The 25838-nt window shown below is 67.8% G+C and carries 18 protein-coding genes; 7 read left to right on the forward strand and 11 right to left on the reverse strand.

All coding sequences use genetic code 11. From position 1 onward, the window contains the following. The first annotated feature begins 220 nt into the window (after positions 1-220). A complete protein-coding gene (locus DIZ26_RS11490) occupies positions 221-1366 on the forward strand; it encodes a glycosyltransferase family 4 protein (RefSeq protein ID WP_112240239.1) in 1146 nt (381 codons plus the stop codon). Positions 1367-1441: 75 nt separating this feature from the next. On the opposite strand, the gene nadA is transcribed toward DIZ26_RS11490, so the two are convergent. Further along, the gene (gene nadA, locus DIZ26_RS11495) at positions 1442-2623 is read right to left on the reverse strand and encodes a quinolinate synthase NadA (RefSeq protein ID WP_112241093.1); all 1182 of its coding nucleotides are present in this window, start codon (positions 2621-2623) and stop codon (positions 1442-1444) included. A gap of 131 nt (positions 2624-2754) precedes the next feature. Between nadA and DIZ26_RS11500 the strand changes: the two genes are divergently transcribed. Further along, positions 2755-3990 (forward strand): NAD(P)/FAD-dependent oxidoreductase, encoded by a 1236-nt coding sequence (locus DIZ26_RS11500; protein ID WP_112240241.1) that lies wholly within the window; start codon positions 2755-2757, stop codon positions 3988-3990. On the opposite strand, the gene DIZ26_RS11505 is transcribed toward DIZ26_RS11500, so the two are convergent. Next, positions 3971-4465 carry an NUDIX domain-containing protein gene (locus DIZ26_RS11505; protein ID WP_232828270.1) on the reverse strand — a complete coding sequence of 165 codons (495 nt, stop codon included), beginning with the start codon at positions 4463-4465 and terminating at the stop codon, positions 3971-3973. The two genes, DIZ26_RS11500 and DIZ26_RS11505, sit on opposite strands and share 20 nt — an antisense overlap. A 171-nt stretch (positions 4466-4636) precedes the next feature. Between DIZ26_RS11505 and DIZ26_RS11510 the strand changes: the two genes are divergently transcribed. Together DIZ26_RS11510 and DIZ26_RS11515 are read left to right on the forward strand one after the other, a co-directional pair. Next, a complete protein-coding gene (locus tag DIZ26_RS11510) occupies positions 4637-5731 on the forward strand; it encodes a glycerate kinase family protein (RefSeq protein WP_112240245.1) in 1095 nt (364 codons plus the stop codon). 150 nt (positions 5732-5881) lie between these two features. Further along, the gene (locus DIZ26_RS11515) at positions 5882-6250 is read left to right on the forward strand and encodes a HesB/IscA family protein (protein WP_112240247.1); all 369 of its coding nucleotides are present in this window, start codon (positions 5882-5884) and stop codon (positions 6248-6250) included. A 101-nt stretch (positions 6251-6351) separates the two neighbouring features. Here the strand turns inward: DIZ26_RS11515 and DIZ26_RS11520 are convergent, their stop codons facing one another. Next, complete coding sequence (locus DIZ26_RS11520; RefSeq protein WP_112240249.1) at positions 6352-7812, reverse strand: DHA2 family efflux MFS transporter permease subunit; 1461 nt, start codon at positions 7810-7812, stop codon at positions 6352-6354. A 96-nt stretch (positions 7813-7908) separates the two neighbouring features. Here DIZ26_RS11520 and DIZ26_RS11525 point away from each other — a divergent pair, with 96 nt between their 5' ends. Continuing rightward, positions 7909-8622, forward strand: a complete 714-nt coding sequence (locus DIZ26_RS11525; protein ID WP_112240251.1) for a TetR/AcrR family transcriptional regulator — start codon at positions 7909-7911, stop codon at positions 8620-8622. Here the strand turns inward: DIZ26_RS11525 and DIZ26_RS11530 are convergent. Genes DIZ26_RS11530 through DIZ26_RS11540 form a run of 3 tightly spaced genes read right to left on the reverse strand, consistent with a single transcriptional unit; the run spans position 8582 to position 11387 of the window. Beyond that, entirely contained in the window at positions 8582-9421 is an 840-nt protein-coding gene (locus tag DIZ26_RS11530; protein ID WP_112240253.1) for a MerR family transcriptional regulator, read from the reverse strand. The genes DIZ26_RS11525 and DIZ26_RS11530 overlap by 41 nt on opposite strands. 3 nt (positions 9422-9424) lie before the next feature. Further along, positions 9425-10750, reverse strand: coding sequence for an amidase family protein (locus tag DIZ26_RS11535; RefSeq protein ID WP_112240255.1), 1326 nt, complete (start codon positions 10748-10750; stop codon positions 9425-9427). Positions 10751-10799: 49 nt separating this feature from the next. After that, on the reverse strand, positions 10800-11387 hold the full coding sequence (locus DIZ26_RS11540) for a GNAT family N-acetyltransferase (RefSeq protein WP_112240257.1): 588 nt from the start codon (positions 11385-11387) through the stop codon (positions 10800-10802). A gap of 55 nt (positions 11388-11442) precedes the next feature. Here DIZ26_RS11540 and DIZ26_RS11545 point away from each other — a divergent pair, with 55 nt between their 5' ends. Then, a complete protein-coding gene (locus DIZ26_RS11545; RefSeq protein WP_232828271.1) occupies positions 11443-14292 on the forward strand; it encodes an FAD-binding and (Fe-S)-binding domain-containing protein in 2850 nt (949 codons plus the stop codon). Here the strand turns inward: DIZ26_RS11545 and DIZ26_RS11550 are convergent, their stop codons facing one another. From DIZ26_RS11550 to DIZ26_RS11565, 4 genes are all read right to left on the reverse strand, one after another. Beyond that, a complete protein-coding gene (locus tag DIZ26_RS11550; protein WP_112240261.1) occupies positions 14293-15477 on the reverse strand; it encodes a M20 family metallopeptidase in 1185 nt (394 codons plus the stop codon). Positions 15478-15537: 60 nt separating this feature from the next. Beyond that, complete coding sequence (locus tag DIZ26_RS11555) at positions 15538-16296, reverse strand: MerR family transcriptional regulator (RefSeq protein ID WP_112240263.1); 759 nt, start codon at positions 16294-16296, stop codon at positions 15538-15540. An 81-nt stretch (positions 16297-16377) separates the two neighbouring features. Beyond that, the gene (locus DIZ26_RS11560; protein WP_112240265.1) at positions 16378-17316 is read right to left on the reverse strand and encodes an NAD-dependent epimerase/dehydratase family protein; all 939 of its coding nucleotides are present in this window, start codon (positions 17314-17316) and stop codon (positions 16378-16380) included. 75 nt (positions 17317-17391) lie between these two features. After that, the gene (locus tag DIZ26_RS11565; RefSeq protein ID WP_112240267.1) at positions 17392-18762 is read right to left on the reverse strand and encodes a serine hydrolase domain-containing protein; all 1371 of its coding nucleotides are present in this window, start codon (positions 18760-18762) and stop codon (positions 17392-17394) included. A gap of 34 nt (positions 18763-18796) precedes the next feature. Between DIZ26_RS11565 and DIZ26_RS11570 the strand changes: the two genes are divergently transcribed. Then, positions 18797-19681, forward strand: a complete 885-nt coding sequence (locus DIZ26_RS11570) for a diacylglycerol/lipid kinase family protein (RefSeq protein WP_112240269.1) — start codon at positions 18797-18799, stop codon at positions 19679-19681. 397 nt (positions 19682-20078) lie between these two features. On the opposite strand, the gene pulA is transcribed toward DIZ26_RS11570, so the two are convergent. Further along, positions 20079-25808, reverse strand: a complete 5730-nt coding sequence (gene pulA / locus DIZ26_RS11575) for a pullulanase-type alpha-1,6-glucosidase (RefSeq protein WP_112240271.1) — start codon at positions 25806-25808, stop codon at positions 20079-20081. Between the last annotated feature and the right edge of the window lie 30 nt (positions 25809-25838).

Raw genomic sequence — 25838 nt, forward strand, 5'->3', positions numbered from 1 at the left:
AGGTCAGCCAGTTGGGGTTGATGGCGCTTCGGCGGGCGGTGGCTAAGTGCTGTCTGTAGTTGGATTAGTACGGTTCGTAGCGGGGCGGTTGTCGTTCTAGGCAAGGGTGGGGGAGCTGTCCTACTCTCGGAGTTCGACGTCCGTTCTAGGTATCGGCCGGCGGGGGACGACCTGGGGGGTCAGGTATGAAGGGTTCCAGTCCGATGGGGCAGGCGGTCGGATGAAGATTCTGGTCAGCGCCATCAGATGCAGCCCGGGTGATCGCCGTGAGGCAGGCGCCACTTGGGCGTGGTGCAAGGCGGCGGCGCGTGATCATGAGGTCTGGTTGGTCACCCGGGGCGATTCGGCGGAGCTGATCCGCAAGGAGTTGGTGGTGCGGCCCGTACCAGGGCTCATCGTGGTGCCGTTGGACCTGCCATGGCGGCGGGACTACTGGTGGTCCGATTCGCTGTGGTTCCGTCATGCTGCTCGCAAAGTCCAACGTTTGCATGACGAACACGACTTCGCGGTGATCCATCATCTGACCGTCGGCCAGCGGGGCGTTCCTACCGGTACGGCGACGTCGGGCCGGGTGCGGGTGATCTGGGGGCCGGTCAGTCTGCCGACGCCGATTCCGTTGAGTCTCACGCACTGGCTCGGGCAGGGCGGTCTGCTGGCTGAGTTGGGACGCCGGATCGGTGCGGCCGTGACTCGGTGGATGTTCAGTCGCAGAGCTGCCCGGCAGGCCGATCTGGTGGTTGCTCAGGACAACGATGTTGCGGCGCGGCTGGATCGCCGAGTGATCGTCGAGCCGATGGTCGCGATCCGGCCGGTGACCGGTGGGGGAGGGCCGGGCGACGGGTTCGGTGCTGAGGGCACCAGTACTGCGGTGTTCGCTGGTCGGCTCGTACCGGACAAGGGGCTGTTGCTCGCGATCAACGCGCTCGCTCGTCCGGCGGCGGCGCGGTGGGAGTTGCGGGTGATGGGGGATGGACCGGACTGGCGTCGAGCGGAGCGGTTGGCCGAGCGCCTCGGCGTACGGGATCGGGTGGAGTTTCGTGGCGACGTACCGCGGGCGCAGGTGCTGACTTCCTTGCTGCGAGCGGATGCGTTGCTGGCGCCGTGGTTGAGAGCGCCGGCGGCGTGGACGATCGCGGAGTCGCTGGCGCGTGGATGCCCGGTGGTCTGTCTGGATCGTGGTGCACCGGCTGCGCTGGTCGGGCCGGGCGAGGGTGCGGTCGTCCCGTGGCGCGGTGATGTCGTCGGCGCGCTGGCTGATGCCTTGGGCAACATCACGCGAAGGATCGACCCGGTCACCCGCTGGGCGCCCGATCGCCTGCCCGCCATCCTCGCCGACTGGTACTCCACCCAACCCGCCAGCCGCTGAACCACGCAACCGAAGCCGCCGAAGCACCTGCATCCTTCATTTGAAGGACTGTCGATTAGCCGCTGAAACCTACGGCTAGTCGCGGTGGGAGCGGCCGGGGAGGGCGAGCATGCGGTCGAGGGCGATCTTGGCGTACTTCTCGGTGTCGGGGTCGACCTTGATCGGGTTGACGACAGTGCCGGCGACGAGGTTCTCCAGGGCCCAGACGAAGTGGGGGAGGTCGATGCGGTTCATCGTCGCGCAGTAGCAGACCGTCTTGTCCAGGAAGAGGATGTTCTTGTCGGTGTGCTGCTTCGCCATCCGCTGCACGAGGTTCAGTTCGGTGCCGACGGCCCACGTCGTACCGGGCTCTGCTTCGTCGAGGGTCTTGATGATGTACTCCGTCGAGCCGACCAGGTCGGCCTTGGTGACGACCTCGTGCTGACACTCGGGGTGCACGATGACCTTGACCTCGGGCACTCGCGCGCGGACGTCGTCGACCGACGCCGCCGTGAACCGGCCGTGCACCGAGCAGTGCCCGCGCCACAGAATCATCTTGGCGGCCGCGAGTTGCTCACGTGTCAGGCCACCGCCCGGCTTGTGCGGGTCGTACACGACGCATTCGTCGAGGCTGATGCCCATCTTCAGTACGGCGGTGTTGCGGCCGAGATGCTGGTCGGGCAGGAACAGCACCTTCTCGCCCTGCTGGAAGGCCCACTCGAGCGCGACGTCCGCGTTGCTCGACGTACAGACCGCTCCGCCGTTGCGGCCGCAGAACGCCTTGATGTCGGCGCTGGAGTTCATGTACGTGACGGGTACGGTCACGTCCGCGATCCCGGCGTCGGCCAGGGCGTCCCAGGCCGCCTCGACCTGCTGGATCCGGGCCATGTCGGCCATCGAGCAGCCGGCCGCGAGGTCGGGCAGGATCACCGTCTGGTTCTCGTTGGTGAGGATGTCGGCGGACTCGGCCATGAAGTGGACGCCGCAGAACACGATGTAGGGCGCATCCGGGCGGGCCGCGGCGTCGCGCGCCAGCTTGAAGGAGTCACCGGTGACGTCGGCGAACTGGATCACCTCGTCGCGCTGGTAGTGGTGACCGAGCACGAACACCTGGTCGCTGAGCGCGGCCTTGGCCTTCAGCGCCCGCTCGACGAGGTCCGGGTCGGAAGCCGGCGGAAGTGCCCCCGGGCATTCGACTCCGCGCTCGGAGTGCGGGTCGGTGTCGCGACCCAGGAACAGCAGGGGAAGGGACTTCGAACCGGTTGCGGTGGTCGTCACGTCAACCATCGTGCCATGAGGGAGGTCTCGTACCGCGTGGTGCACCTCACTGCCCAGAATGCGAAATTACCGCCGCTCGTCGCACACGCGTCCACGCGCCCGATGACGATGCCCTGTGCAAGCATCACGGCATGGCTGATGTCGTCGTTGTCGGTGCTGGACTGGCAGGTCTCAACTGCGCTGTCGCCCTCCAGGATCGAGGGCTGTCCGTCGCCGTGCTGGAAGCGTCCGACGCTGTCGGCGGCCGCATTCGCACCGACGTGATCGACGGCTACCGCTGTGATCGTGGCTTCCAGCTACTGAACCCGTCCTACCCCGCAGTGCAGCGGTACGTCGACCTGCCGGCCCTCGACCTCCATTCCTTCGCAGCTGGGGTCGCTGTCGCGTCACACGGCCGTACTGCGGTGGTTGCCGACCCCAGACGCAACCCCGAGCTGATCGGTCGCTCGCTGCTCAGCGGGTACGTCAGGCCGGCCGAACTGGCTCGGCTGGCGGCCTGGGCAGCGCCCGCGCTTGGCAAGGTGCCTCGCCTGCTTGCCGGCAGTGACGAGCCGCTGGCCGAGTCACTCGACAAAGCCGGTGTCTCCGGCAGGCTGCGCTCGGAGATCCTCGAGCCCTTCCTGGCCGGTGTACTGGCGTCGGACGACGGCACGACCTCGGCTGCCTTCGTAAGGCTTCTACTGCGCGCCTTCCTCCTCGGTACGCCGGGTCTGCCGGCCGCCGGGATGGCCGCGTTGCCGCAGCAGTTGGCTGCGCGCCTCCACGACCCAGTGCGGCTCGGAGTGGCGGCCACCGCGATTGCTGGTGGTCCATCGGTCGACACGACTGACGGCAGGCTGGAAGCGAAGGCCGTGGTGATCGCCACCGACCCGGCTGCAGAACTCGTACCGTTGAAGACGCCGCGGATGAAGGGCCTCAGTACCTACTGGTTCGCGACGGACGAAGCGCCGCGCTCGGACAAGTTGTTGCTGGTCGACGGTAAGCAGGACGGGCCGGTCGTGAACACCGCAGTGGTCTCGAACGTTGCCCCGTCGTATGCGCCGCCCGGCAGCCATCTGGTTCAAGCGACGACGCTCTGGCCGACCGCAGCGGTCGAGAGCGAGGTGCGGATCCAATTGAGCCGGATGTACGGGCAGTCGGCCGGTGGCTGGGACCTGGTCGTGCGACACGACATCCCGGCGGCACTGCCGGAACAACCGGCTCCGCTGGTCGCAAGGCAGTCGGTCGAGCTGGGCGAAGGACTGTTCGTCGCTGGGGACTACCGAGACACTGCGTCCATCCAGGGAGCGCTGGTGTCAGGTCGTCGGGCTGCCAACGCGGTGGTGAGTCACCTTGGTCTTACTGGGGTCAGTTCACGGGCTCGTTGAAGTAGGGCCGATCTGTTCCGAAGGCGGTGGGGAGCAGCGGCACGTGGTTGGCAATGAGGGTCAGCTGCGCAGCCTCCTCGGCGGTGAACCAGCCGACCTCGGTGACCTCGTCCGACAAACCCGCGGTGCCTTCGACCTGCTCCGCGCGGAACAGGATGCCGACGATCTGCGCGCGGTTGCCGTCCGGATAGGAGACGACCACATCAGGGTCGGAGTACACCCCGAGCAGATCGGTTACTCGCACGGCCAGCCCGGTCTCCTCCAGCACCTCCCGCTGAGCGGTCTCCGCAGGACGTTCACCGGGATCGACTCCGCCGCCCGGAAGGCACCACTCGCCGTTGTCGCTGCGCCTGGTCAACAACAACCGGTCGCCGTCGAGCACAGCCGCGGCCGCGCCGACCCGCAGTACCGCGGTCGCCCCGATCCGCTCGCCGTACTCATGGGTCGTCTGCTTCCGGGCTGTCGTGTCAGTCACCCGCCCGATCATGCCCTCCACGAGGTTCGCCGACGAAGGCCGTCTTTCCGAGGCCGATGCTGGGGAGGTGGCGATGGGGTGTCCGCGGGGAGGTGGGGTGGCGGCGATGGGGGTGTCCGCGGGGAAGTGGGGTGGGCGGGGGTGGCGACCCAGTAGGGAAAGATGGGCGGTATGCGCGTGCTGATTGCTCCGGACAAGTTTGCTGGGACGTTGACGGCTGTTGAGGCCGCGGCCGCGATCGAGGAAGGGTGGCGGCGGCGGGATCCGGAGGCTGAGGTGCTGGTGGCGCCGATGGCCGACGGCGGCCCTGGGTTCATCGATGTGCTGTCCGCCGTGGTCGACGGCACGCTGCTGTCGGTCACCGTGCGCGGGCCGCTTGGTGACGAGGTTCCGGCGACGGTGCTCGTCGCGGGCGAAACGGCGTACGTCGAGACCGCGCAGGCATGCGGGTTGCATTTGGTCGAGCCGAAGGACCGGCGGCCCGAGGACGCGACGACGTACGGCGTGGGCCAGTTGATTGCGGCAGCCGTCGACGCCGGAGCGAAGCGGATCATCCTGGGCCTCGGCGGTTCGGGGACGAACGACGCGGGCGCAGGCCTCCTCGCCGCGCTCGGCGCCACCGCAGTAGGAGGCGACCTCAGCAAGGGGGCTGCCGGCCTCGCGAACTTGACCGAGGTGGACCTGGAACCGGCGCGGACCAGGGCGGCCGGGATCGAGTTCGTGGCGGCGAGCGACGTGGAGAATCCGATGCTCGGGTTGCGCGGCGCGACCAACATCTTCGGCAGCCAGAAAGGCATCTCGGACGAGCGGAAGCCGGCCGTCGACGGCTGGCTGACCAAGTTCGCCGAGTTGGCCGGCCGGAAGACCGCTGACGCGAAGGGCGCGGGTGCGGCGGGTGGTCTTGGTTACGCACTGTTGCTGCTCGGTGCCGAACGCGTATCGGGGATCGACCTCGTGGCCGAACTCACAGGGCTGCGCGAGAAGGCGGGCCGGGTCGACCTGGTGATCTCCGGCGAAGGGGCGTTCGACTTCCAGTCCCGCGACGGCAAGGTGATCGCGGGCGTGGCGAAGGTGGCCAACGAGGCGATGCGGCCCTGCGTAGTACTGGCGGGAAAGGTGCAGATCGGGTCGCGGGAGATGCGCACGATGGGCGTGGAGTCCGCGTATTCGCTGATCGACGCGGTCGGCGAGGAGCGCGCGTTCGCCGATCCGCACGGTTCGCTGGCCGCCGTGGCCGAGCGGGTCGCCAAGACCTGGGCCCGCTGAGCGCCGGACGCGTGGTTGATCCTGCAAATTGGTGTGCGACCATGGGAATGGTTCCGGGGCGGCGGTTGTTGGCCCGGATGACGGCGGAACTTCCGCGCGCGGCGTGCTGCCCACAGCGGCCGGGCGCTCAAGAGATGACTGGAGTCAGGAATGACTGAAGCGCAGACCGAGCAGGCTGTTGACGCGTCGACGGCCACCGGCATCCTGCTGACCGACGGTGCGGCTGCCAAGGTGAAGGCGCTGCTGGACCAGGAAGGTCGCGACGACCTCGCCCTGCGGGTCGCCGTGCAGCCGGGTGGTTGCTCCGGCCTGCGGTACCAGCTGTTCTTCGACGAGCGTCAGCTCGACGGTGACGTGGTGGCCGACTTCGACGGCGTCAGCGTCGTGACGGACCGGATGAGCGCGCCGTACCTCAAGGGTGCCTCGATCGACTTCGTGGACACGATCGAGAAGCAGGGCTTCACGATCGACAACCCGAACGCGACCGGTTCGTGCGCCTGCGGCGACTCGTTCAACTGAGCTAGCCCCGAACTGAGCTAGCCCCGAACTGAGCTAGCCCCGAACTGAGTTAGCAACGCCGAAGCCCCGCTCACCCAGAGGTGAGCGGGGCTTCGTCGTGTCTACTGAGCGGCGTCTTCGCGGGCCCGCCGCGGGAGGGCGAAGGTCACCAGCAGGCTGATCACCAGCAGGCCGACGGCGACCAGCGTGCTGGTCTTCGTGGCGCCGAGGAACTGGTGGGCCGGGATCAGCTGGAAGAACACCGTGCCGATCACCGCGACTCCGATCGCACCGCCGAACTGCTGCATCGAGGTCAGTACGCCGGACGCCGAGCCGGCCGCTTTGTCGTCGATCGAGGCCAGGATGATGTCGAACAGCGGCGCGAACACCATGCCCGAGCCGATCCCCATCACCAGCGTCGCCGGCACCAGGTTCCAGATCGTGGTCTGCACGCCGTAGTGGTGCAGAGTGAACCAGACTCCGGTCGTCGCGATCGCCATCACGACAATGCCGAGCTGGAGCGCCTTCCGGCCGAACCGCGGGGCCAGCAAGCCGGCCGAGAGCGGGGCGCCGATCGCGATGCCCAGCGAGAACGGCACCATCGCGAGGCCAGCTCGCAGCGGGCTGTAGTGCAGGCCGAGCTGGGTGAACAGGTTGAACACCAGCATAAAGCCGGACATCGCCAGGAAGAACGTGGTGATCACGCCGAGACCCGCGACGTACCCACGGTTGCGGAACAGCGACGGGTCGATCACCGGGTTGCCGGACCGGCGCTCGCGCCAGCCGAACAGAGCGAACACGGCGAAGGACGAGATGATCATCGCGATCGTCCAGGCCGGCCAGTCGAGCTCGCGGCCTTGCACCAGCGGGTAGATCAGCAGGCCGCTGGCCAGGCTGACCAGGATCACGCCGGCCGCGTCGAGCCGGGTGGCGCCCGGCGTCTTCAGCTCGGGCATGAACCGCAGTGCTCCGAGCACGGCCAGAATGCCGAGCGGCACGTTGATGAAGAAGATCATCCGCCAGCCGGTGCCGAACAGGTCCGCCTTGATCAGCAGGCCGGCGATGACCGGACCGGCGACCGCGGACAGCCCCATCACGGGGCCGAACATGCCGAACGCCTTACCGGTCTCCTCGGCCGGGAAGACGGACTTCAGGATGGCGAAGCCCTGCGGGATCATCACCGCGCCGAGGAGCCCTTGGGCGACCCGGCTGCCGATCAGCAGTTCGGGTGAGGTCGCGAGCCCGCAGAGTGCGGAGGCGATGGTGAACCCGACCGCGCCGATCAGGAACAGCCGGCGCCGCCCGACCAGGTCGCCGAGCCGCCCGAACGTGATCAGGCCGATCGCGAACGCCAGCGTGTACCCGGCCAGCATCCACTGCAGCGCGGATTCGGAGCCGCCCAGTTCGGCCCGGATCGAGGGGGCGGCGATGTTGACGATGGTGGCGTCGACGAGGTCCATGATCTCGGCGAGCAGCACGGTGCCGAGCACGATCCAGCGCCACTTGTACGCCGTACCGGTGGCGGGCGCGGTCTGTTCGGGGCCCGGGGGCGGGGCGGTGTCGGTGGTGAGGGAGGTGCTCATCGGTGGCTCCTACAATTCGAACGGTGTTCGTGAACGAACAATGTTCTACATGCGAACAGTGTTCCCGTCAAGTACGGTGTTCGCTACAGTGGTCGCATGAACCCATCGCCGTGGCAGCCGCTCAGCCCCGAGAAGCCGGCCCGTCCCGCCCGTACGCCGCTGAACCGCGAACGGATCGTCGACGCGGCGATGCGGATCCTGCTCGACCAGGGCTACGAGGCGGTCTCGATGCGCAAGGTCGCGCAGTCGCTCGAGACCGGCCCCGCCTCGCTCTACGCGCATGTGGCGAACAAGCGAGAACTCGATCAGTTGCTGGTCGACCGGGCCGCGGCCGACATCGAGCTACCGGTGGCCGATCCGGCCAGGTGGCAGGAACAGCTGAAGGACATGCTGCGGTCGACGCTCGAGGTGATGCGGGCCAATCCCGGCGTGGCCCGGGCGGCCATCGGGCAGGTGCCGCTGGGGGAGCGCGCCCTGGACAGCACCGAGGCGATGCTCGCGATCCTCAAGGCCGGCCGGGTGCCGGATCAGGCGGCGGCGTGGGCGATCGACATGCTCCATCTCTACGTGACCGCGGTCGCCTTCGAGGAGAGCGTGCAAGGTGCCAGCGGCTGGACGGTGGACGATGTGGAGTCGTTCGTGGCCGGCATGCGGCACCATTTCGCGAGTCTGCCGGCCGACCGCTACCCGTTCACTGTGGCGCTGGCTGGTGCACTCACTGCCGGTGCACTGGGTGACGAGCGCTTCGAGTTCGGCCTCCAGGTCATGATCAGCGGCCTGGCGGCGATGGTTCCCCCTGAGGAGCGGTGAGTGGCTCCTGTAACTCGGTGACCCACTGAGCGGGGTCTTCGGGGCAGTCCAGGTAGAGCTCACGCGCCGGGCCGCTCGAACGGTGGCCGTTGTCGTCGATCCAGCGAGCCAGTGCCTGCCACGCGGGGAGTACCTCATCGATGGGCCCTCGATGCACCAGAGTCGCAGCCCGCACGGCCGGTGTGTCGACCACACTGAGTCCGTTCAGCTCTCCGTCGTACGGGACTGCAGCCGGTACTGCGGCCTGCAGCCTCACCTGGTCGCCGGACGTCTCGTAGAAACAGGTCAACCGGCCGGACGGTACGACGCCTGTTGCCCCAGGCAACCGTTGACCGAGCTCGGCGCACAGCGGCCGGATCACCGGGCCGATCTGCTCCGGCCTGAAGTCCTCCGCGACACCTTCGAGGGCGACGTACCGGGTGGCCGGCAGGTCCTTCAGGACCACAGCCGGTACTTCGTTGCCCAGCTCGATGCTGTGCAAGCGCGACTCGACCTGCGTGAGCCGCGCGGCGCTCTCGGCCACCTCGGCTTCGAGTTCCGCGCGGCGTAGCGCGAGCATCGCACGGACCTCGACCAGGCTGATCTCATCGGCCAGCATCGTGCGGACCTGCTCGAGCGTGAAGCCGAGATCCTTGAGCGCGACGATCCGGTTCAGATCCGCCAGTTGTGCGGCCTCGTAGCTGCGGTACCCCGTTGCCTCGTCGACGTGGGCGGGCCGGAGCAGGCCGATGGCGTCGTAGTGGCGCAGCATCCGTACCGACACCCGGCCGTGCCGGGCGAAGTCCCCGATCGCGAACATGATTCAGAGTGAACCAGCAACGAGGTCCGCGAAGGTGATCGCGGTGTCGTCCTCGTGGAACGGGCCGATCACCTGGGCTCCGACAGGCAGACCGCTGGACTCGATCGGCATGCTCACCGCGGGCAGTCCGGTCAGCGAGGCGTGCGAGATCCAGAACACCTGCGCGTCGTAGGGGCGGCCGTCGATCGTGCGTTCGTCGAACGGGCGGTCGTCATGAGGGAAGGCGGCCGTGAAGCTGGTCGGGCAGATGAGGACGTCGACATCCTCGAAGTACGCCTGCCAGGTCGCCCTCGTCGCCAGTCGCCGGTGCTCGTGGTCGAGGATCTGCCGCAGACTCGCGAAGTCCTCGTCGCCGCCGCCGTTCAGCGCGAAGAAGAGCCCGACCTGGAAGCCGAAGTCCTCTGCCTGAGCGCTCGGATCGACACCCTCGGGCCAGCCCTCGACGAGCTTCACACCTTGCCGGGCGAGCGAGTCGATCTGGTCGGACAGCGCCGCACCGACCTGAGCTGTCACCGGTGCGTCAGGGTGGTCGAGGACGAAGCCCACGCGGTACTCGTGGACCTTGCGGTGGCGTGGTGGCTCCAGTCGCCATGACATCGCCTTGCCCAGCGGACCGCCGGTGACTTGGAGTGCGGTCCGCAGATCGGCCGCCGACCGGGCGAGCGGGCCTACGCTCGACAGCGTGGGGAACTCGGTGGCGGGCGCTGGTGGGCCGGGTGGCTGGAAGCCGTCCAGCGGTACGACGCCAGCGGTCGGCTTGACGCCGTACACGCCGCAGTAGGCCGCAGGAAGGCGGATCGAGCCGACCAGGTCGGAGCCGTACTCCAGGTAGGTCAGCCCGGCCGCGAGTGCCGCGGCACCGCCCCCGCTGGAGCCACCCGGCGTCCGCGTGAGATCGTGCGGGTTGTTCGTACGGCCGTAGAGCTCGTTGCTGGTCTGGCCGAAGTCGCCGAGCATCGTGTGCACGTTGCTCTTGCCGACGATGATCGCGCCGGCTCCGGCCAGTCGCTCGACAAGCGTCGCAGACGTGTCAGGCACATAGTCGGCGAAGGCAGGATCACCCCACGTCGTCCGCAGACCTGCGACGTTGATCGCATCCTTCACAGTCATCGGTACGCCGTGCAGCGGGCCGAGGGCAACGCCCGACGCGACCGCCTGGTCGGCGACCGTCGCCTGGCGCAGCGCGTACTCCGGACGCGTCTCCACGATGGCATTCACCTCCGTGTCGGCGGCGATCCTGGCGAGGAGTTCCTCGGTGAGCTCACGGGACGAGGCCTGGCCGGCGCTGATCGCATCGGCCGCCTGCTGCGCAGTACGGAATTCGTTCATGAGGCCAGCAGTACGGTCTGACACCGTGTCAGGGTCAACCCCCCGGGTACTAGCTCTGGTGGTCGGTGGCGAGGCGGCCGTGGAGGTGCCAGTCGTGCCAGCCGTCTGCGTGTTTGATGGCTTGCCGCATCATTCCCTCGAGCGGATAGCCGGTGCGCTCGGCGACCTTGCAGGAGGCGGTGTTTGCCGTGGAGTGGTGGATGGAGAGGCGGTGGAAGCCGAGGTGGCCGAAAGACCAAGCTGACAAGGCGTTCACGGATTGCGTGGCGATGGACCGGCCACGGGCTGCGGGGATCACCCAGTAGGAGAGGTCGGCGGACGCTTCGGCCAGCGAGATGTTGCGGAGGCCGATCTGGCCGAGTGGCTGGTCGTCGCTGTCGACGACGGCCCAGCTCGCCGAGCTCTCGGTGTCCCAGTGACCGGCCCACTGCCTGGTCCATTCGACTGCTTCGTCGAGGCTGTCGAGTCGCCGGACATGCCAGCGCTGGATGTCCGGACACGAGAAGGCCTGCTGGACGACTGGGGCGTCGCCTGCTCGCCAGGGCCGTAGTACCAGGCCGTCGCTGGTCGCGAGCTGGGGCTGGGCGCCGTCCCGGAGCGTTCCCTCGGGCAGCGCCGGCTCCACAAGCAGAGGCATGCCGAGATCCTAGTGGGACGGTCAGGCGACGCTGATAGGTAGATTGTGGTGTGTGGTGAGTCCCGGCTTTGACGTGGCGGCATTGCAGCGGGCGTTGAGCAAGGAACTGCGTGGCTCGGTTGCGTCGGACGCGCGGAGCCGAGCGTTGTACGCGGCCGATGGTTCGAACTACCGGGCGGTGCCGGACCTCGTCGTAGTGCCTGCCGATCAGGAGGATCTCGCCGGCGCGGTGAGCCTGGTCGCGGCCGCGGGAGCGCCCGTCGTACTGCGCGGCGGCGGTACGTCGATGGCAGGGAACGCGATCGGCGGGGTGGTGATCGACGGGTCGCGGCACGTGAATCGGATCCTCGAGATCGATGCCGAGCGGCGGCGTGCGGTGGTGGAGCCGGGCGTGGTGCTGACCGATTTGCTGGCGGCGGCGAGGCCGTACGGGCTGGCGTTCGGGGCGGATCCGTCGTCGGGCTCGCGGGCGACGCTCGGCGGGATGATCGCCAACAACGCGTGTGGGGCGCATTCGGTTGCCTGGGGTACGACGGCGGACAACCTGCTGGGTCTTGACCTGGTTCTCGCCGATGGGACGAGGCTGCGCATCGACGGTGCCGAGCTGCGTGGTGAGCGAGCGTTCTCGATCGAGCGTGCCTTGCATGAGTTGGTGGAGCGGAACGAGTTACTGATCCGGCGGCGCTTCGGGCAGTTCAGCCGGCAGATCTCGGGCTATGCGTTGCATCGGTTGCTGCCGGAGTACGGGTTCGATGTCGCGAGGCTGATGGCTGGGAGTGAGGGCGGGTTTGCGGCGATGCTGCGGGCGACGATCGCGCTGACTCCGTTGCCGGCGGCAAAGGTTTTGTGTGTGCTCGGATTCGTCGACTCGATCACGTCGGCGGACTGTGTCCCGGTCGTGTTGCGACACGGCCCGCTGACAATGGAGTCGATCAACTCCGACTTGGTCGAGCGATTGCCGACCGAGGTGCGGGAGGCCGCAGTACAGGCGGGGTTGCCTGCTGGGCGTGCGTGGTTGCTGGTCGAGGTCGGTGGTGCCGACGAGGTTGCTGCGGCTGAAGCGGCCAGGCAGTTGATCGAGGAACTCCGCGACTCGGGTTCACCGGCGACCGCGTCCCTGGTGACCGAGGCCGGAGCGCAGGCGGTGCTTTGGCGATGCCGCACCGACGCGGCCGGTCTGGCGACTCGGCGAGCCGACGGTGCCGAAGCCTGGGGTGGCTGGGAGGACGCCGCCGTACCGCCTGCACGCCTTGGTGCCTATCTGCGTGGGCTCGACGACCTCCTTTCCCGGCACGGGTTGTCCGGCGCGTCGTACGGGCACTTCGGCGAGGGCTGCATGCACATGCGGATCGATTTCGACTTGCTCAGCCGGCGCGGTCTCACCACGTACCGAGCGTTTGTCGAGCAGGCCACGGACCTCGTCGTCGAGCTCGGCGGCTCGGTGTCGGGGGAGCACGGCGACGGGCGGGCGAGGTCGGAGTTGCTGACTCGCATGTACGGCGCCGACGGGGTGCGGCTGTTCGGCGAGCTGAAGCGGATCTGGGATCCGGCCGGCGTGATGAACCCGCACATGATCGTCGATCCGCCGCCGCTGGACGCCGGCATCCGGCATCAGGGGGCGGCGAAGGATCGCAAGCTGTTGACGATGTTCGACTACCCGGCCGACGATCACGACTTCGCGCAGGCGCAGCGCCGGTGCGTCGGGATCGGCAAGTGCCGACAGACGTCCGGTGGGGTGATGTGCCCGAGCTACCAGGTGACGCGGGAGGAACTGCACTCCACGCGTGGACGGGCGCACCTGCTGTGGGAGATGCTCGAAGGTGACCTGATCACCGACGGCTGGCGATCGACCGAGGTGCGCGATGCGCTCGATCTTTGCCTGTCCTGCAAGGGGTGTCAGTCGGACTGTCCGGTGAACGTCGACATGGCGACGTACAAGGCCGAGTTCACCCATCACCACTACGCGCGCCGGCCGTGGGCGCGCCCGTTGTCGCACTGGTCGATGGGCTGGCTCCCGCTCTGGTCCCGGTTCGCTTCGCGCGCTCCACGGCTTGCGAACTGGTTGGCCGCGGCGAGGCTGGTGAAACGACTGGGCGGGATCGCTGCCGAGCGCGAGGTGCCGGCCTTTCCGGCAGAGACCTTCACCGACTGGTTCGTTGCTCGCAGCAAGAAAATTGGTGCCCAGGGCAAGGTGTTGCTCTGGCCGGACACGTTCACCAACTATCTCGCGCCGGAGGTCGGTCGGGCCGCGGTCGAGGTGCTCGAGGCCGCGGGGTACGAGGTCGTGCTGCCGGACAAGGGAGTGTGCTGCGGTCTCACCTGGGTCTCGACCGGCCAGTTGAGCACGGCCAGACGCGTCATGGAGCGCTCTCTCGCGGTCCTGGCGCCGCATCTGGCCGCCGGTACGCCGATCGTCGGGCTCGAGCCGAGTTGCACGGCGGCTCTTCGCCAGGAGCTCCCTGACCTGCTGGCCGGCAACCCGCTCGCCGCGGCCGTCGCCGGTTCGACGCAAACGTTCTCCGAGTTTCTGAGCGGAGCTGATTGGGAGCCGCCGCGGGTCGGCGGAGCGGCGCTGGTGCAGACGCATTGCCATCAGCACGCCGTACTCGGCTTCGACGCCGACCGGAAACTGATGAAGGCCGCGGGCATCGAAGCGCGGATTCCCGACTCAGGGTGTTGCGGCCTGGCCGGCAACTTCGGCTTCGAACGCGACCACTACGCCGTTTCCAAGAGCATCGGAGAGCGCGTTCTCCTGCCCGCTGTTCGAGCGGCGGACCCATCTACAGAGATCGTCGCCGACGGCTTCAGCTGCAGAACCCAGATCGCCCACGCCACGAACCGCCACCCGGTCCACTTGGCCCAAGTCCTGGCAGCCGCTCTACGTCGGCAGAGCTCGTGCGGGTGATCAAGCTGGGCCGAGGAGGCGGAGGGCGGTGAGGGCGTAGGTTCGGGCGGCGATGAGGAGTTCGGTGACGGCGACCGATTCGTCGGGACGGTGGGCCTGGGTGGTGACCGAGCCGGGGCCGAGGACGATGACCGGTACGCCGAGGTCGCGGGCGACGAAGCCCCCGTCGCAGGCCGCCGTCCAGCCACCGAGCGGCAGACCTGGACCGCCCGCATCGGCAAGTGCGCCATCCGCGACCCATACGAGCGAGCTCGATGAAGCCGTTTCGAAGGCCGGCATCTCCATCGGCATCTCGAGGTCGAACGTCAGGCCGCGCTGCGAGAGCCCGAGCCCTTCGACCCTGGCCCGGAGCTCGGCCAGTACGGCGTCCGGCGATTCGCCGGGCAGCAACCGCCGGTCCGCGATCACCACGCACTCGGCCGGCACGATCGAGCCGCCGGTGCCACCGTCGATCCGGCCGACACTCCAGGTCGCCGCCCCGAGCAGCGGATGCGGCGAAGCGGCCAGTTCCTCGTGCAGACGTTCGATCTCGCCGACGACCGCGACGGCCCCGTAGATCGCGTTGGCGCCGCCGTCCGGGTTGCCTGCATGGCTGGCGCGACCGTGGATCTCAACCCGCAGGTAGGAGTCGCCCCGAGCGCCGATGATGGTCTGGAGATCAGTCGGTTCCGCCGTGATGCACCCGAGGAACGAACGGTCGACCGATTCGACGTACGAGCGGATGCCCTTGCCGGTCTCCTCCTCGTCCACCATCGCGGCCAGCTCGACCGGTCCCGAGAGTGGGACGCCGCGGAGGGCCGCGAGTGCGATGAGGGCCGCGGCAAGTCCGCCCTTCATGTCGGAGGCGCCGCGGCCGTAGAGCCGCCCGTCGATCAGTTCGCCACCGAAGGGATCCCTGGTCCAGCCCTCGCCAACCGGTACGACGTCCGTGTGGCCGAGCAGGAGCAGCCCGGGTCCATCACCGCCGGGCAGCACGACGGACACATTGTCGCGGCCGGGCTCGACAGGAGCCGCAAGCACCTCCAGGCCGAGGTCCGTGGCTGCGGCACTCAAAGCAGCCACGGTTGCCGCTTCGTCGCCCGGCGGATTCTGACCTGTTGCCTGGAGCAACGACTGTGCCGTACGGACGAGCAGGTCCTCGTCGATCCGGTCGAGGACGGTTTGCTCGGTGGGGGAGAGGCTCACTGACTTCCCTTCGCGAAGAACGCAGCGGATCCGGGGAGTCTGCAGCCTCCCCAGAACAAGCTAGCTCAGCTTCGTGTCAGCGTAGACCGCCATCGCATCACGCTGGTACGCCGCCAGGCCGGCTGCGATCTGCTCGTACACGCCGTGCCACTGCGGCTCGTCGACGTAGCTCTGCCCGAGCGCCTTGAATGCCGTCGCGTCCGGAGTCCAGAAGCGCGCGACGCCCTGGTAGTGAGTGTCGACCTCGGCCTGCACCGCCGGGTCGTCGACCGGCTTGCCGGCCACCATCAACTCGGCCATCCGGACCAGTTGGTCGGTCAGTTCCTGCTGCATCCGCTGGTTGTCGGCCGGCGTGAGGCTGCTCACGAACTGCTGGGACTGCGCCCACTCGTCCGGCCAGCGCTGCTCGGCTTCCGAGTCGTGCTTGCCGGGGTCGAATCCCTCGAACAGATTCTCGGGGCGGTTGATCTTCGGCATCTGGCTACCCTTCCGGTGCTGGAGTTCAGCGATGGTGCGGGCGACGGTGCCGACCAGGGTGTCGAGGCGATCGCGTTCGGCCAGCAGCCGGCGATGGTGGTCGCGGAGTGCTTCCACCTCGTCCGTCTGCTGATCGAGGACCTCGGCGATCGCGGGCAGGCCGAGGCCGAGCTCACGGAGTACGAGGATCTGCTGCAGCCGCAGCAGTTGCGGCTGCTCGTAGTACCGGTAGCCGTTGCCGCCGATCGATGCCGGTGGCAACAAGCCGATCGCGTCGTAGTGCCGCAAGGTGCGGCTGGTGACGCCGGACATCCGCGCCACCTCGGCGATCGACCAGGCCATCTCCGTCGCTCCTTCGCTGGGGTGAGCCGGTCCTTCCGGCTCTGGTCCGACCGTAGAAGTTGCCGTTACGGCAAGGTCAACTCACAGACCTTCGCGGAAACCGGTGCGCCAGCTGGCGTAGCCGGGCTGCCAGCCGAACGTGCGCTTGGCCAGCGAGTTGTCGGCGCCGCGGATCTCGGTGAACGCCGCCGCTCCGAACTCGCCGACCGCCAGCCGGCCCAGCCAGGTTGGGATGTGCCGCGGCGGTTTGGCGCCCAGGATCCGGGCGAACTCGGGCAGCCAGACATTGGCGGCCGCCGGGTCGTCGTCGGCGATCTGGTAGATGCCGGTAGCCGTACTCTCGATCGCCTTGACCGTCGCGTCCGCGGCGTCGTCGTAGTGGATGAACGACCAGATCCCGGCACCGTCGCCGATCAGCGGCAGGCGGCGCTTGCGGATCAGCTCGACCATGCTTCCGCCGGCGCCGATGTCGCCGGTCGGGCCGTAGAAGCTCGCATACCGCAGTACGACGCCTTCGATCCCGTCGAGCCCGGTGACGCGCGACTCCACGTAGCGTAACGCGCTCATGGTCTCGGTGGCCGTCGACGGCGCAGTCGGTTCCAACGGATCCTGCTCGGTCTTCGTCGCGGAACCACCGTGCTGGAGGTTCCAGCCGGCATAGCCTTGCGCGACGATCCGCCGTACGCCGGTCGCCTGCGCCGCGGCGATCAGGTTGTCCAGGCCTTTGGTACGCAGCTGGTTCGTCGTCGCGAAGCTCTTGTCGAACTTCCTGAAGTCGATACCACCTCGCAGGGCGGTCATCTGGTGGACGACGACCTCCGGCTCGGTGGCGGCCACTGCCGCCTTGACCGCGGCGGTGTCGAGCCCGTCCGCGACCACCGCGCCGGCACCCTGCGCCTTGACCGTGGCCGCGCCCGACTCCGACCGGACCATCCCGGTCACCTCATGCCCGGCCGCCACCAGCTTCGGCACCAGCGACCTTCCGAGCCCACCCGTCGCGCCTGCAACCAGAATCTTCATCTCTCGTCCTCCGTTGTCTCAAGGTGTTTCGACCCAAGGACACGGCGGGCAGAAGATTCGTGACTGTGACCCGCGTCACCGCGAGCGCAGGGTGAACCTCGCCGGGCCGAAGCCGACGTTGTTGACCCCATCGATCGTCATCGCGTCGCCGTCGGCGCGGCAGGTCATCGTCACCACGAACGGAGTCTCCAGGTAGCGGAAGGTCGCCACGAAGGCGTCCCCGTCGGCGTACGCGCTGGTCACCAGCCGGGCCGGCGGGTCGGTCAGCTCGTCCGTCAGCTCACGCCAGTCGCCGGGAGCACAGACGACCTCCTGCTCGCCTCGGCCCTCGACTGCGAAGGTGAACGTTCCGGTGCCGTCGGCATCGAGGCGGACCGCTATCAGCATCGCCTGGTTGGGCTCGAACTGGTACGTCCGCCCGTTCCCGGTCGGCGCCGCGCCCTTCGGCGGCACGATCTCGAGGCGAGCAGGCCGCTTCGTCCCGTCGCCGGTCGCGCCCTCGAACGCCGGCAGGAGGTGTTCCCAGACGATGTCGAGCGTGGCCTGCATGTCGGGCGAGGCGCTGGTGATGATCAGGCTCGCGTCCTGCTCGGGGAACGCCACGCAGTACTGGCCGAAGGCTCCGTCACCGCGGTATGTGTTGTGCCGGGCGCGCCAGAACTGGAAACCGTAGCCCTGCCGCCAATCCACCTTGTCCTCGTTGTCGTTCGGCACCTGCCGGCTGGTGGCCGCGTCGATCCACTCGGCCGGGATCAGCTGCCGGCCTTCCCACTCACCGCGCTGCAGGAGCAACTGTCCGAAGTTCGCCAGTGACTCGGTGTTGAGGCTCAGCCCCCAGCCACCGGTGTTGATGCCCTCGCGCGACACGTCCCAGATCGCCTCGGTGGCGCCGAGCGGCTCGAAAAGGCGCGGCCGGAGGTAGTCGAGCAGCCGCTCGCCGGTCACCTTCTGCAGGATCGCGGACAACATGTACGTCGCGCCGCTGTTGTAGACGAACAGCGTGCCCGGCTCCTCCTCCACCTCGAGACCGAGGAAGATCCGCACCATCCGGCGGTCCCGGCTCAGCCTCTCGACGGTGTCCTTGGAGTGTCCCGTCGTCATCGTGAGCAGGTGCCGGACCCGCATCGCGGCCAGGTTGTCGCTGATCGTCGCGGGCAGGTCGTCGGCGTCGAAGAACGAGATCACCTGGTCGTCGAGCGACAGTTGCCCGGCGTCGACGAGCAGGCCGATCGCCATCGAGGTGAAGCTCTTCGACACCGAGAACAGCATGTGCCGATCGGTCAGCCGGTACGGTGCCCACTCCTCGGCCAGCACCACGTGGCCGTGCCGCATCAGCATCACTGTCTGGATCTCCTGGTCGGACGAATCCAGGGCGGCGACAAACAAGTCCAGCGCGGCAGTGGCTAGACCCTGGGCTTCTGGGGTACTCCGTGGAAGGCTGCTCATTCCTCAGACGCTATCTCTCCGGACGGACAAACTCTTGCGAGCCGCAGTAATCCTGAACCCGGTCAAAGTGCCGGAAGACTTCCAGTCGACCGTCGACGCCGCTCTCACCAAGCACGATTTCGAGAACACGCTGTGGCTCGAGACGACCGAGGACGACGCGGGCGTCACGATGGCCCGCCGCGCGATCGACGAGACGGTCGACCTCGTCGTGATCGCCGGCGGTGACGGCACGGTCCGCGTGGTCTGTGCCGAACTGGCCCGGACGGCGATCCCGGTCGCCGTGCTGCCCGCCGGCACCGGCAACCTGCTCGCCCGCAACCTGGGCATCTCGCTCGACCTGGATACCGCGCTGACCGAAGTACTGGGTGGGTCGGAGCGCCGGATCGACAGCGTGCAGGTCGAAGGCGACGAACTCGGCACCGACCGCTTCGTGGTGATGGCCGGACTCGGCCTGGACGCCGCGATCATCGCCGACGCCCCGGAGGACCTCAAGAAACACGTGGGCTGGGCGGCGTACATCGTCTCCACGCTGAAGAACCTCAACCACCCGTTCGTCAAGGTCGAGATCACCATCGACGAGCGGCCACCGATCACGCGCCGTGCGCGCACGGTCGTGATCGGCAACGTCGGCACCCTGCAGGCGAACATCCCGCTGCTGCCCGACGCCCTCCCGGACGACAACCTGATCGACCTCGTGATCCTCGCACCGCGCCGGCTGACCCACTGGCCGCGCCTGGCGCTGAGCCTGGTCGTCAAGAGGATCCAGGAGGGCCGCAGCATCGAACGCTTCACCGGCCGCACCATCCAGCTCCGCACCACCCACCCCGTCCGCCGCGAACTGGACGGCGACGAAATCCCAGCCGGCACCACCCTGGTCGCCACGGTGGACCCGGAAGCCCTCGTCGTCCGGGTCCCCTGAAGGACCACGTACTACGGCCCCGCGTCGCGCCTCCTTCGTCGGCCGGCCCCCGGGTCGCCGCTCCTCCGTCGCGGCTCAAACAACTCGCTGTGGCCGGGGGGGCATTCCAGCTCAGCTGGTGCCAAGCTGACCGGTCGCGACGCTCGTCACCAGCTGGTGCTGTGCTGCGGGGCCGCAGCGCCCGAGCTCAGCTGGTGCCGAGCTGGTCGATCGCAGCGCACAGCGCGGTCGGGCGTTGAGCCGACCAGTCGAACGCTCCTGGTCGGCTGATCGGGGACCGGCCTTTCCCAACGCGCAGTCAGGTCCGTGCGAGCGCCCGGTCGCTTCGCCGGCCGGTGCAACGGCTGAGCCGCCGTCCTCCGCGTAGTCGTTGGAGACACGCGGAGGACGGCGGAGGTCAGTGCTGGAGGAGCACCGCGACGGTGCGGGCCGGGACTGTTGCGGTGCCCGTCGCCGTGGTCCACGTGGTTTGTTTGACGACGGAATCCGAGCCGATTGCCTGGATGGGGGAGAGGGTGAGTGATTCGCCCTTCAAATCGGCCAATTGCTGACTGACGGCCGAGCCGGTGGTGTTGAAGATGACGAGGGCACCCTTCAACGACGGGTCGATGTTGGGGCCGGTGGTGTCGTCGATGTGCATGGTGACGACTCCGGCGACGGCTGCGGGGGTGCCGCTCAGCGGGAAGCTGACCTTCTGGTTGATCAGGTCGGCTGAGCCGAGGCGGAACAGCGGTGTGGAGAAGCGGAGCTTGAGCAGGTCGGCGGCCGCGGCGGAGGCTGTTGCCACGTCCGCGGCTGACGGCTTGAGCGCGGGGTTACCCAGCAGCGGCTTCATGAACGGCCACTTGGCTTCATTGTCGGCCTTCGGCGGGAGGCCGTGGCCGAACCCGTTGTCGGCGCCCGTCCAGTCGAGGGTGTTGAACCAGTCGCCGGAGTTGTAGGAGTTCCGGTCCAGCGACTTGCTGCGGAGCAGGTCGGCGCCGGCGTGCCAGAACGACGGGGTCTGGGCGAGTGCAGTGGTTGCCAGCGACAACGTGTTCATCCGCACCCGGTCCGCCATCGGCAATGCAGCAGGCAGCTTGTACGTCAGCGAGTCCCACAACGTTTCGTTGTCGTGGGCATCGACGTAGCTGATCACCTCGTCCGGCTGATCCGCATACCCGGCAGGCGAGCCGTTGTAGTCGACCCCGTCACCCCGTACGACGGCGCCGCCATCCGCCGAGTGGAACGTGAACGAGCGGAGGTTGCCCGCCAGCCCGAGCTGCACCAGGTCGGTGTCGTGGGCGAGCCGCTTCGCCTGCTCGGCCGGCGTACCGTTCACGGCCGCACCGTTCGGGTCGCTCGCAGCACCCGAGCCGAAGCCCTGCACGCGCGGGTCGTCGTCGAACGGACCACCACCGCGCACCGCATCCCGCATCCGGTCGGAGAACGTACCGATCCCGGTGCCGCCGAGGTTGCCCTGCGACGCCTGGACGAAGAGAGCGTTGTCCGCCACCTCGCCGAAGTTCCAGCCCTCGCCGTACAGGTAGATCTTCTTGCCGTCGACACCGTCGTGCGCGAGCGTCAGCTTGTCCAGCGCAGCACGCACTTTGAGCAGGTTGGCCTTGCTGTGATGGCCCATCAGGTCGAACCGGAAGCCGTCGACGCGGTAGTTCTTCGCCCATGACACGGTCGAGTCGACCATGATCTTCTCGGCCATCGTGTGCTCGGTGGCGACGTTGCTGCAGCACGTCGAGTTCTCCACGCCACCAACGGCGTTCAGCCGCTGGTAGTAGCCGGGGACAACCTTGTCGAGCACCGAGGTCGGCGCTTGCCCGGCGGCAGGGGTGTGGTTGTAGACCTGATCCAGTACTACGCGCAGCCCCGACTTGTGCAGCCCGCCGACCATCGTGCGGAACTCGGCAACCCGCGCCAGCCCGTCGCGGGCAGCCGCCGTCGCATAGGAGCCCTCCGGCGCGAGCCAGTGGTACGGGTCGTAGCCCCAGTTGAACCCGTCGGTGGCGGCGACTGCGGTGACGCAGGCTTGCTGCTGCTCCGAGTCCGGTGCGTAGGACTTGAGATCGCAAGCGGGATCCGAGTGAGCGCTCTCCGGGATGCTCGCGATGTCAAAAGTCGGCAACAGGTGCACGGTGTTGAGCCCGGCCGCTGCCAGCGCCCGCAGGTGCTTCGTGCCGTTGCCCTCGTCGGCGAAGGCGAGATACGTACCGCGATGCGGAGCGGGCACGGTCGGGTCGCTGATCGAGAAGTCCCGCACGTGCAACTCGTAGATCGTCGAGTCCACACCGCGAGCGAGCTTCGGCGACGGAGTCCTCGACCAGAGCGCGGGCTTCCCTGCGGAGCTGTCGAGATCCACCGCCACGGAGTACGTCGAGTCGGTGGTGAGCGCCACGGAGTACGGGTCGGTCACCACGTTGGTCTCCACCTTGCCCGTGGTCGGTGCGAAGACCTTCACCTCGAAACGGTAGAGAGCGTTCTCCCATGATCTCCGGCCTTCCACGGACCACGAGCCGTCCGAGTTCGCCTTCATGGGAACGCGTTGCGAGCCGACGAGCAGTACGACGCTCTGCGCGGTCGGCGCCCACAAGGTGAACCGCGGCACTCCGCCACGCCACGTCACGCCGTACGAGCGTCCCGCCGCCGACCCGCCGTACAGGTCATCCAGTACGCCGGGGATCTGTACGCCGGTCGCATCCAGCAGCCGACCGGCGTCGTCGTACTGCGCCAAGCCGAGCTGCCCTTTCAGGATCTTCGCCGCGTCGGCGTGATCCATCCGCAGCGCCGTGTACCCGGCCAGCTTGGGGAACTTGGCCAGTACCGCGGCCGGCAAACCGGCCGGATCAACCCGCAGCCCAACCGAGGAACCACCGATGTCGTCCGCGTCGACGGCGAGCGAACCCGTCAGCGACCAGTGCAGCCGCCAGCGAGACCGCTCGGGATGCGCAACCGCCGGTACTGCGAGCAGGTCGCGCCCGACCCAGTACGCCTTCGCCTGCTTGAGATCCGGCTGTGCGCCCGGCTTGGACGTGGTGACGGTCAGCACGTGGGTCGCCAGTACGTAGTTGAACGTGACGACCAGCCCGTCGCCAGGAACGGTGATGGGGATGTTCGCGCCGTTGGGTGCTCCACCGGCGCCGTAGTTCTCGTCGAAGGACAGGTTGTGCGCGACCTTCGCCTCATAGCTGCCCGCTCCGATCTCCGTGGTCGACCAGGTGTAGGTACCGTCCCCGTCCTGGTCGGTCAGCCAGGGGCGCATGCAGTCCGGCGCCCAGTCGCCCGGGCATCCCAGCTCGGACTGGAACGAGCCAGGAACGGTGATGATCGGCCCCTCCGCGCTGGAGGTGACGAAGTGCCGGCCGTGCTCGTAGTAGAACGTCATCGGCGTCGCGGGAGCCGTGTAGGAGATGTTGGCGCCGTTGGACGCACCGCCCGCGCCGTAGTTCTCGTCCCACGACTTGTTGATCGCGGCCTTGTAGGCGTGCTCGCCGGCGGGCAGCGTGTAGGTGCCCTTCCAGACCTTGTCCTTCGGGTCCAGGGTCAGCTGTGCCTGCGCGCAATCGGGTTGCCAGTCGCCGGTACAACCCATCTCGCTGTTGTGGTCACCCGGCACGCTGACATTGGCCGGCTGGGTGACAGGCCCGGTACCGCCGCCACCGCCACCACCAGGTGCCGGTGCGTCGCCGACGATCCCGTACGAACCCGAGACCGAGTAGTTGCCCGAGGCGTCCCGCAGTACGGCCCTGTACTCGAGCAGGGTCCCCTTCGGCAGTCCGCTGACGTCGTGGAAGACCCGGTACGGCGCGTTGTCGTCCGACCCGAGTCGCTGCCACGCCGTAGTACCGACTGGGCGGTAGCCGAACGTCACCGTCACAGGCGTGTTCTCCGGCACGGCGGCAGCGATCTCTGCGCGCCCACCAACGGACGCACCCGGCTCTGGCGAGCTCATGTAGATCGCGGGCGCCTTCGCGCGGTACGGCAGCGTCGTTGTGGCGCGGTAGACCGTGACGGACAACGGAGCCTGGGTTAGCAGCGTGCGGCCTTCGCGGTCGGTCTTGATCGTGGTCGTGCCGCCGTAGATCGGCTTGAACTTGCTGTCCTTCATGTACGTCGGAATGGTCGCCGACTTCGCAGTGGTCGCGTTGTTGGCCACCACGAGGTACTCCGTACGGTCCGCCCCGAAGCGGCTGAAGGCGTACAGCCCGCCCGCGTTTGACGAGTAGCGGTGCACCTGAGTCCCGTCGGCCAGAGCCGGGTACTGCGCGCGCAGCTTCTGCAGGCCCGCAATGTGCTTGTACATAGGCGCATTGACGTCGAATCGGTCCTTGCTGCCGATCGTGGTCGTACCGGTGCCGTCGACAACCTCGTCGTCGGTGTAGTCGGCCGTCTTGGTGGCGAACATGTCCTGCCGCGCGTCCTTGTCACCACCCGCACCGGTGAAGCCCTGCTCGTCGCCGTAGTAGATCACCGGCTGCCCACGGGTCAGGAACATCAGCGAATGCGCCAGCTTGTCGCGGGCGAGCAACTCCTCGCTGTTCGCCCCGTTCTGCTTGAGGAACGTCCCGACCCGGCCCATGTCGTGGTTGCCCAGGAACGTCGGCAGTTGGTACGCGTTGGAGTCGGCGTCGGTGTAGTAGTCGTCGTTGGCGTAGAGGTCGCGCAACTGCGTACTCGGTTTGCCCTCGGCGAAGGCGACCGCGTTCTGCTGGAAGCCGAAGTCCAGCGTCGCCTGCAGCGCGCCCTTGGTCGTGTACGTCGACATGAACCTCGGATCGGCGTCGTAGACCTCACCGAACATGAAGAACTTCTTCGCGCCGCTCGTCTTCGCGGCGGCCAGGATCTGCGGCGAGAACTTCTGCCAGAACTCGATGTTGACGTGCTTGACGGTGTCGATCCGGAACCCGTCGATCCCGAACTCGGCCCAGGTCTTGTAGACGTCGATCATCCCGTCGCGGACCTTCGGCTGCTCGGTGAACAGGTCGTCCAGCCCGACGAAGTCGCCGTACTCGGCCGATTCACCGGCGAAGGTGGAGTCGCCGCGGTTGTGGTAGAGCGTCGGGTCGTTCAGCCAGGCCGGCACCTTGACGGTCTCGTCGGCCGGCGTCCGGAAGACCGGGACGTTCGGGAAGCTGACGTTCTTGTCCAGCGGCGGGAACGTGTCGCCGCCGGCGTAGGCCTTGTCGTCGAAGACGTTGCCGTTGGCATCCTTGTACGGGCTGGTGGACTTCGGGATGTAGCCGTACTGCCCGGACTGGTAGTCGATCACGTCGGCGGTGTGGTTGGTGATGATGTCGAAGAAGACCTTCATCCCCTTGCCGTGCGCCAGCGTGATCAGCTTGCGCATGTCGGCGTTGGTGCCCAGATGCGGGTCGATCTGGGTGAAGTCGGTGATCCAATAACCGTGGTACCCGGCGCTCACGTTCGCGCCCGTGCCCTGCACCGGGCGGTTCTTGAACGACGGGGTCAGCCAGATGCTCGTCGTACCGAGTGACTTGATGTAGTCCAGCTTCTGCATCACACCGGCCAGGTCGCCGCCGTGGTAGAAGCCCTTGTCAGTTGGGTCGAGTCCAGTACTGAGCCGGTCGCCGGTCAGCCCACCCGCGTCGTTCGACTTGTCACCGTTGGCGAACCGGTCCGCCATCAGGAAGTAGAACCGCTCCTTGGTGAGGTCCTTGCGCAGGCTCGGGCTCGCCAGTGCCTTGTCGGCTGGCGTCAGCCCACCGGCGAGGTCGACCGGCTTCACTGTGACCAGGTGGGTGGTGTCGTCGTAGCTGAACTGCACCTTGGCCGGTCCCTCGAGCCGCAGCGGGATGTTCGCCCCGTTGAGTGTCCCGCCGGCGCCGTAGTTCTCGTCCCAGCTCCCGTTGACCGTCACCTTGTACTCGTACGCCCCGGCAGGTACGTCGAACACCCGCCCGTACTGCGTACCCGTGCCCTTGGTGAGCTCACTCTCCGCACACGCCGGTTGCCAGTCGCCAGGACAGCCCAACTCACTCTGCAGCGACCCGGCGACCGTGATCACCCGATCCGCGACGACTTGAGCCGGCGCCGGTGTCGCAGTACCGAGCCCGACGACGACCAGCGCGGCCGCAGTCACCCCCGCTGTCAACCGATGAACGAGAGACCTACTCATGACGGGACCCCTCCCCAAGACAGGACAATC

It is taken from the genome of Kribbella monticola (assembly GCF_003261635.1).
Taxonomy (GTDB): domain Bacteria; phylum Actinomycetota; class Actinomycetes; order Propionibacteriales; family Kribbellaceae; genus Kribbella; species Kribbella monticola.